We start from the raw sequence: 7,832 nt of genomic DNA on the forward strand, positions 1-7,832 counted from the left end.
GCGCATAACGAGCAGGCGATGGCGCATGCGGCTATTGCGTACGCGAAGGCACACTTTCGACGCCGCATGATGGCGGTGACCACGTCCATTGGTCCGGGCGCGACGAACCTGGTAACGGCTGCTGCGCTCGCGCACGTGAACCGGTTGCCGGTGTTGTTGCTACCCGGCGATGTGTTCGTGTCACGCGCCCCCGATCCGGTCTTGCAGCAAGTAGAAGATTTCGCCGATGGCGGTATTTCCGCGAACGACGCGTTGAAACCTGTCTCCCGTTACTTCGATCGTATCGTGCATCCGGCGCAGTTACTGACAGCGTTGCCACGCGCAATGCGCGTGCTGACGGACGCCGCATTATGCGGACCGGTGACGCTCGCGCTGCCGCAAGACGTGCAGACGATGGCCTATGACTACCCTGCGTCGTTCTTCGAGCCGCGTATGGTTCCGTTTCACACGCCCTCGCCCATCGATGAAGAAATTGCGCACGCCGCCGCTGCATTGCGTGCGGCTAAAAAACCGTTGCTTGTGTCGGGCGGCGGTGTTCTCTACGGCTTGGCAACAGATGCATTGCGCTCTTTCGCCGAGCGCCACGGCATCCCCGTTGCCGAAACACAGGCCGGGAAAAGCGCGCTCGCATGGGACCATCCGCTGAATCTTGGCGGTATCGGCGTGACGGGATCAGAGGCGGCCAACGAACTCGCGCACGACGCAGATTGCGTGATCGCGGTCGGTACACGACTACAGGATTTCACGACCGGATCGAACACGCTGTTCACGCAGGCGAAGCTGGTTGGCATTAACGCAAATGCATTCGATGCGCTGAAACAAGGCGCTTTATCAGTGGAAGCCGATGCGGGTCTCGCCCTAGGCGCATTAAGCGCCGCGCTCGACGACTGGCGTGCGTCGCCGCCGTGGACCGCACGTGCGCACGAACTCGCGGATAGCTGGCGTGCCACCGTCGACCAGGTCATCAACGCGCAGCAAGACGACAACACGTTGCCGCGCGAAGCCGACGTGATTGGCGCGGTGCAGCGTTCCAGCGCGCAATCGGCAGCGCATGACGTGGTGGTATGTGCCGCAGGAACGCTGCCGGCCGACTTGCAAAAGCTCTGGCGCACGAGCACACCGGGCGGTTATCACGTCGAATACGGATACTCGTGCATGGGCTACGAGGTCGCCGGCGGGCTCGGTGCGAAACTCGCACGGCCGGCAAGTGAGGTGATCGTGATTGTCGGCGATGGCAGCTATCTGATGATGAACAGCGAGCTCGCGACTTCCGTCATGCTCGGGGCGAAACTGATTGTCGTGTTGCTCGATAATCGCGGATACGGCTGTATCAATCGCTTGCAGCAGGCATGCGGCGGCGCGCCGTTCAACAACCTGATCGACGATTGCCGCCAGGGTCCCGAAGGCGCACCTGCTATCGACTTCGCGATGCACGCACGCTCGCTGGGCGCGAGCGCTGAGCATGTGGCGAATATCGATGAACTCGAAGCCGCGATGCAACGTGCACGGGCTTCCACACGCTCGTATCTGATCAGCATCGACACCGATCCGGCGCGTCCCACGGAAGAAGGCGGCTGCTGGTGGGAAGTCGCGGTGCCTGAAGTGTCGTCGCGTGAAGCGGTGCGCTCGGCGCGCGCAAACTATGAACATGAAATCACGGCGCGTTCGAAGCGCACGAAGGAATAATCGATGAGCACGTTCGATGTACGGATCGGCATTAATCCACTGTCCTGGATGAACGACGACCTGCCCTCGCTCGGCGGTGAGACACCGCTAAGCGTCGCCCTGACCGAAGGCAGGCAGATCGGCTACGAGGGGTTTGAACTGGGTAACAAATTTCCGCGCGAACCGGACGCGTTGAAAACGCTGCTCGCCGGGTATGACCTCGCGCTCGTCTCCGGCTGGTACTCCGGACGGCTCGCCGAACGCAGCGCCGAAGATGAGATCGCGGCTGTAGGTCCGCATCTCGACCTGCTCGCGAAAAACGGCGCGACGGTCATGGTCTATGGCGAAGTATCGGACTCGATCCAGGGGTCACCGCGACCGCTGTATCAACGACCGCGCTTCTTCTCCGATGACCGCTGGAACGAGTATGCAACACGCTTGAACACCTTCGCTGAATACACGCTCTCGCGTGGCGTCCGGGTGGCTTATCACCATCACATGGGCGCGTATGTGGAAACGCCTGCGGATGTCGATCGACTGATGAGCCTCACCAATGAAGCGGTGGGACTGCTCTTCGATACCGGTCACATCACGTTCGCCGGCGGTGATCCGCTGACGATGCTCAATAAGCACATCGAACGCGTGTGCCATGTGCATTGCAAGGATGTGCGGCCAGATATCATTAAGCTTGCACGGAACCGGAACTGGAGCTTTTTGGAAGCCGTGATCAACGGCGCGTTCACCGTTCCGGGTGACGGTACAGTAGATTTTCCATCGATCATCGCCCGGTTGAAGCAGCACGGTTATCGCGGCTGGCTCGTGGTCGAAGCCGAGCAGGATCCCGTCATTGCGACCAGCTATGCGTACGCCGAAAAAGGCTACAAGACGCTGCGCACGCTCGTCGATCAAACACTTCAGGAGGCAGCATGAGCCTGCTAGTCAAGGCATCGCGCGAAGGCCAGACCATCGCGCGCGTCACGCCGGAAACGGCGCTATGGAAACACGTCGGCTTCGCCGCTTATCGGCTCGAAACCGGCGACGTCGTGCATGTGCATGAAGCGCAGCGCGAGGTGTGCATCGTCGTGTTGTCGGGGACGGTGAGCATAGAAGCGGGCGAGCATAAATGGGAGAAGCTCGGCTCGCGCGACAGCGTGTTCGAGGACACCGCACCCTACGCGGTTTATCTGCCCCCCAAGCTCGCCGCGACTATTCGCGCGGATCGTGATGCTGAAGTGGGTGTGGCAAGCGCGCCCGCTACGGGCAAGTACCCGGCACGGCTGATCGAGCCTTCGCAGATGAAACGCTCGACCCGCGGCAAAGGCGCGAATACGCGATATGTCTGCGATATTCTGCCGCAAACCGAACCTGCAGAGGGCTTGCTGGTGGTCGAAGTGAAGACGCCCGGCGGCCATGCGTCAAGCTACCCTCCGCACAAGCACGACAAGGACAACGTGCCGGTGGAGAGTTCGCTTGAAGAGACTTACTATCATCGGCTGAATCCGCCGCAAGGGTTCGCGTTCCAGCGCGTCTACACCGACGAACGCGATCTCGATGAAACCATGGCTGTTGAAGATCATGACATCGTCATGGTGCCGCGTGGTTATCATCCGGTCGTGGTGCCGTATGGCTACGACAACTACTACCTGAACGTGATGGCCGGCGACAAGCGGACCTGGCACTTTAAAAACGATCCGAAGCACGAATGGATAGTGGAGAGGGATAGCAAGGCTTCGTAAGTTAACCGACCGAAAGCCATTCATTGATCACTCGCTCGTTCGCGGCAAGCGCGGCGGGCGTATCGTCGAAGACGATTCTGCCGTGACCCATCACGGCAACACGCATCGCCAGATCACGCGCCATGCTCATGCGTTGTTCGATCAAAAGAATCGCCACGCCACGGTCCCGCAAGCTCGCCAAGCATGAAGAGACTTGCTCCACGACCTGTGGCGCGAGCCCTTCCGTAGGTTCATCGACGATGACAAACGACGGATCGCCCATCAACGTGCGAGCCAGCGCAAGCATTTGCTGCTCGCCTCCCGACAACATCCGGGCCTTCACGGAAGCGCGTTCTTGCAACACGGGAAAAAGTTGCTCCGCGTCGTTGATGGTGAAGCGTGATCCACCCCTCTTCATGCCAAGCAGCAGGTTTTCTCTCACGCTCAACGTCGGGAAAATATCACGTTGTTCCGGCACGTAGCCCACGCCCATGCGAGCAATTTCATAAGGGCGTTTTCCGAGCATCGATACCCCGCGAAAGTTCGCCATGCCTTGCGCGGCCACCAGTCCCATCAGTGCTTTCGCGAGCGTCGAACGTCCCGATCCGTTGCGTCCTGCCAAGGCCACGATCTCGCCTTCGCCGATACGCAAACTCACACCGTGCAGCACGTGACTCGCGCCATACCAGGCGTTCAGGTTATCGATTTCAAGCAGCGTCGTCATGGCAATTCGCCGAGATAGGCTGAGCGAACCACCGGGTCCGCAGCAATGTCAGCGGGCGTTCCCGTCGCGATAATACGGCCTTGTACAAGCACTGAAATGCAATCGGCGAGCGCGAACACCGCTTCCATATCGTGCTCCACGATCAACAATGTCTTGCCCTGCGTCGTCTCACGAATCAACGCGAGCGCTCGCGCGGCTTCGGCGCGATTCATGCCGGCGGTGGGTTCATCGAGCAACAATACGGACGCGCCCGTGGCCAATGCGAGGCCCAGATCAAGAGAACGTGATTCGGCGTAGCTGAGGCTGGCGGCGAGCGCATCGCTACGATCGGCAAGTCCGATAGCCGTCATCACCCGATGCGCCGCCTCATCAATCACGCTCGAACGGAACCATCGGTCTTTCCACGTGGCCGTGCGGGATCCGAGCACCGCGCAACGGACGTTATCGCAGACGGTGAGACCCGTGAACACGCTCGTGGTCTGGAAGCTGCGCGCAAGGCCTTTGCGTCCCAGCCGATGAGCCGGCATTGAGGTCACGTCGATGCTGTTCAGCACAATGTGGCCGCTCGTCGGTTGCGTGCGTCCCGCGATCAGGTCGAACAAAGTGGACTTGCCCGAACCGTTGGGACCGATCAGCGCATGACGCTCGCCTTCGCGAACGCTCAGATCGACGCCACGAAGTATCTGCGTCGCACCGAAACGCTTCGTGATCTGCTTTAGTTCGAGCGCGGTGTTCATCGTGCGCTCCGGGCTTTTCGGGTGAAAAGGACAGCAATCACCGCACCAAAGAACGCCAGGCACCAGGGAGTCGCACGTCGGCCATCAAGGAGGAAACCGGCAATGTGTGCAAGACCATCGCCATGGCTATCGAATTGCAGCGCGTAGGCGAGTTCCATAGCGATTACGATCGCCAGCAGCCACGCGACAGCAGCGCACAATGAGAACGTGATCGCCACGTAACCCTTGCGTGATAGCGCGGCGATAAGTCCCACCAAGCCCTTAGGCGCCACCACCACAACCCAGACAAAAAACAGCCCAAGATAGGCCACCCACGCCGGCGAGATACTCCCCACCACCACGCTGAAAAACGTGATTATCACGGCCCCCAAAACGGGCCCAAGGAACGTAGCTGTCCCGCCGATCACGGCTGCAATCAGCACACTTCCCGAGCGCGCGAGCCCTACTCCTTCCGCCGATGCCAGTTCCACATTGATCAGCCCAAGCCCGCCCGCCACGCCCGCGAAAAACGCCGCGACGATCACCATCGTAAGCCGCACACGGCGTGGATCGAAGCCGATTGCCGCCGCACGCACGGGGTTATCGCGGACCGCATTCGCCACGCGCACGAACGGCGTGCGCGAGAAAAGAAACATCCCGATACACGCCGCCACGCACCATCCGGCGATCAGCGCGTAAGCCTGGATCGAAGGCCCGAAATTCAAGCCGAAGATGACTGGACCACTCGAACGATCGACAGGAACACCGCCTTCGCCACCGAACCATCCAGGCACAAGCCACACGCCCGCCGCGACGAGCTCACCAATGCCCAACGTGATCATCGCGAATGTCGTACCGGCGCGACGCGTCGAAAAGAAGCCGAACACAACGCCCACAAGCGCCGCCGATACGCCGGCGATCAGGGGCAACAAAGGCAGCGGCACGGGGTATCGATTGAAGATTTGCGCAGCGGCGAACGCGCCGAGACCGGCGTAAACAGCATGCCCAAACGACAGCAATCCTGTCTCGCCAAGCAGCAGATTGAACGAGAGTGCGAACACGATCATGGTCGCGGTTTGCGCGAAATAGGCGAGCAGCCAGCTCTGCGAGCTGAAGACCGGTGGCAACGCAAGACCGGCTACGAGCAATAGCCACGGAAGTGCCTGACGTGAGGAAGCACGCACGTTAAACATCGTCATCGCCACGCTGCCCGAATAGTCCACGCGGACGCACTGCGAGCATCGCGACGAGCAGGACGAATGGCAGCACAGGCGCGATCTGCGCGACGTTCAATGCGGCCCACGCGGGCGGCAACGAAGCGCCAGCAAGCCGTGCAATACCACCCAGCGATAACGTAGTCCCAACGGCAAACGTCTGCACGCAACCAATCAGAAGCGATGCCACCAGCGCACCACCCACCGACCCCAGCCCGCCCACAACCACAATCACAAACACAATGGGCCCGATGTTCTCGGCCATCGAAGGTTCGATCACGAACAACGGCGCACCGATGACGCCGGCCAGCGCAGCGAGCGCGGTGCCGGTAGCGAATACCAGCGTAAACACACGAGGAACGTTATGACCAAGCGCCTCGACAGTCGCCGCATGCGTAAGCGCTGCTCTTACAACGAGCCCTATTCGCGAGACCCGCAGCACGGCGTACAAAGCCAGCAACATGGCCAGCGACACACCCATCATGAACGCGCGATAACGCGGGAAGGCGGCGCCGTAGAGCGTGAACAACGGGCCATCAAGAGAGAAAGGCACAACCGCGTTGATGGGCGCAAGACCCCAGACAAGCTTTACAACTTCTGCGATCAGATAAGCCGCACCGAACGTCAGCAGAAGCTCGGCGAGCGCACCGCGCGTTTCAATCCGACGCAATAAAAACCGTTCGAATAGTCCGCCGAGCGCGCCAACGAGCAAAGGTGAAACGACCAACGCGAACCAGAAGCCCCCGTGCGCCGCGAGCGCGTAACCCACATACGCGCCGAGCATATAAAAGCTCGCGTGAGCGAAATTGAGCACCCCCATCATGCTGAAGATCAGCGTCAATCCCGCTGAGAGCATGAACAGCAGCAACCCGACGCTCACTCCATTCAGAAGGTTGATCGCGAACCACTGAACGAACGAGGTCACGTTACGCGAACTAACCGTTCACAAGCGGCTTGAGCGCCGCAACCAGCGCTTCCGGCAACGGCACCGGACGGCGCGACTCGCGATCGACATAGACGTGCACAAAATGCCCTTGCGCCGCGGCTTGCTCAGAACCCGCACTGAAAATACCCACTTCGTAATGCACGCTCGTGGAGCCGAGCCGGGCCACGCGCAGACCGGCATCGATACGTTCTGGAAACGCCAGCGAAGCGAAGTAGCTGCAATGTGTTTCCACCACCAGCCCGATGGTCTTGCCGGATTTCAGATCGAGAGCGCCGTACCGGATCAGATACTCGTTCACGACCGTATCGAAGTAGCTGTAATACACCACGTTGTTCACGTGGCCGTAGAGATCGTTATCAGACCAGCGCGTATCGATCGAGAGGAAATGCGGATAATCGGCGCGTGTTGTTGGGACAGGGCGGCTCATGAATCAGAACGACTCCTGCAGCATCCGCCGATAATCGTCCGCACTCGCTTCACGCGGATTGGTCTTGTGGCAATGATCGGCAAGCGCACCCTTGATCACCTTGTCGAACATATCTTGCTCCACACCCATTTGCGACAAGCGCGTCGGCAGGCCGAGACGCTCGGTCATTTCGTGGACGGCTTGAGCGAGATCGGCATCGGCGGCGAGATTCATCACACGGCGCATGCGTGCGAAACGCTTGTCGGCCACCACGCTCGGCGCGCTTTCGTTGAAGCGCAGGACAGCCGGCAAAACAACTGCATTCAGCGTGCCGTGATGCAGCCCGGTGCGCCCGTTCACGACCAGTCCGCCCAACGGGTGTGACAGCGAATGCACACAGCCCAGACCCTTCTGGAATGCCATGGCGCCCTGCATCGACGCGCTCA

The 7,832-nt window shown here is 60.4% G+C and carries 9 protein-coding genes; 3 read left to right on the forward strand and 6 right to left on the reverse strand.

Translation table 11 applies throughout. The features are described 5' to 3' along the window. From iolD to iolB, 3 genes are all read left to right on the forward strand, one after another. Positions 1-1,686: 3D-(3,5/4)-trihydroxycyclohexane-1,2-dione acylhydrolase (decyclizing) (gene iolD / locus JWR14_RS00005; RefSeq protein WP_299699261.1), on the forward strand; the 1,686-nt coding region annotated here is incomplete at its 5' end. A 3-nt stretch (positions 1,687-1,689) separates the two neighbouring features. Continuing rightward, positions 1,690-2,595, forward strand: a complete 906-nt coding sequence (iolE, locus tag JWR14_RS00010) for a myo-inosose-2 dehydratase (protein WP_299699263.1) — start codon at positions 1,690-1,692, stop codon at positions 2,593-2,595. Beyond that, entirely contained in the window at positions 2,592-3,401 is an 810-nt protein-coding gene (gene iolB / locus JWR14_RS00015; RefSeq protein WP_299699265.1) for a 5-deoxy-glucuronate isomerase, read from the forward strand. The genes iolE and iolB overlap by 4 nt, the downstream gene beginning before the upstream one ends. Position 3,402: 1 nt before the next feature. Here iolB and JWR14_RS00020 read toward each other — a convergent pair whose 3' ends face one another. From JWR14_RS00020 to JWR14_RS00045, 6 genes are all read right to left on the reverse strand, one after another. After that, positions 3,403-4,104 carry an ABC transporter ATP-binding protein gene (locus JWR14_RS00020; RefSeq protein ID WP_299699267.1) on the reverse strand — a complete coding sequence of 234 codons (702 nt, stop codon included), beginning with the start codon at positions 4,102-4,104 and terminating at the stop codon, positions 3,403-3,405. Further along, positions 4,101-4,841 (reverse strand): ABC transporter ATP-binding protein, encoded by a 741-nt coding sequence (locus JWR14_RS00025; RefSeq protein ID WP_299699269.1) that lies wholly within the window; start codon positions 4,839-4,841, stop codon positions 4,101-4,103. The genes JWR14_RS00020 and JWR14_RS00025 overlap by 4 nt, the downstream gene beginning before the upstream one ends. Then, positions 4,838-6,019 (reverse strand): branched-chain amino acid ABC transporter permease, encoded by a 1,182-nt coding sequence (locus tag JWR14_RS00030; protein ID WP_299699270.1) that lies wholly within the window; start codon positions 6,017-6,019, stop codon positions 4,838-4,840. Before JWR14_RS00030 ends, JWR14_RS00025 begins: the two co-directional genes overlap by 4 nt. After that, the gene (locus JWR14_RS00035) at positions 6,006-6,959 is read right to left on the reverse strand and encodes a branched-chain amino acid ABC transporter permease (protein ID WP_366144492.1); all 954 of its coding nucleotides are present in this window, start codon (positions 6,957-6,959) and stop codon (positions 6,006-6,008) included. The genes JWR14_RS00030 and JWR14_RS00035 overlap by 14 nt, the downstream gene beginning before the upstream one ends. A gap of 10 nt (positions 6,960-6,969) precedes the next feature. Then, positions 6,970-7,407, reverse strand: coding sequence for a thioesterase family protein (locus JWR14_RS00040; protein ID WP_299699272.1), 438 nt, complete (start codon positions 7,405-7,407; stop codon positions 6,970-6,972). Positions 7,408-7,410: 3 nt separating this feature from the next. Then, positions 7,411-7,832, reverse strand: a 422-nt coding sequence (locus JWR14_RS00045) for an iron-containing alcohol dehydrogenase (RefSeq protein WP_299699274.1), incomplete at its 5' end; no start/stop codon positions are given.

It is taken from the genome of Caballeronia sp., assembly GCF_028292365.1.
Taxonomy (GTDB): Bacteria; Pseudomonadota; Gammaproteobacteria; order Burkholderiales; family Burkholderiaceae; genus Caballeronia.

Coding starts and splice junctions, on each gene's coding strand:
- iolE (WP_299699263.1), top strand. CDS start 1,690: ATGAGCACGTTCGATGTACGGATCGGCATTAATCCACTGTCCTGGATG.
- iolB (WP_299699265.1), top strand. CDS start 2,592: ATGAGCCTGCTAGTCAAGGCATCGCGCGAAGGCCAGACCATCGCGCGC.
- JWR14_RS00020 (WP_299699267.1), bottom strand. CDS start 4,104: ATGACGACGCTGCTTGAAATCGATAACCTGAACGCCTGGTATGGCGCG.
- JWR14_RS00025 (WP_299699269.1), bottom strand. CDS start 4,841: ATGAACACCGCGCTCGAACTAAAGCAGATCACGAAGCGTTTCGGTGCG.
- JWR14_RS00030 (WP_299699270.1), bottom strand. CDS start 6,019: ATGACGATGTTTAACGTGCGTGCTTCCTCACGTCAGGCACTTCCGTGG.
- JWR14_RS00040 (WP_299699272.1), bottom strand. CDS start 7,407: ATGAGCCGCCCTGTCCCAACAACACGCGCCGATTATCCGCATTTCCTC.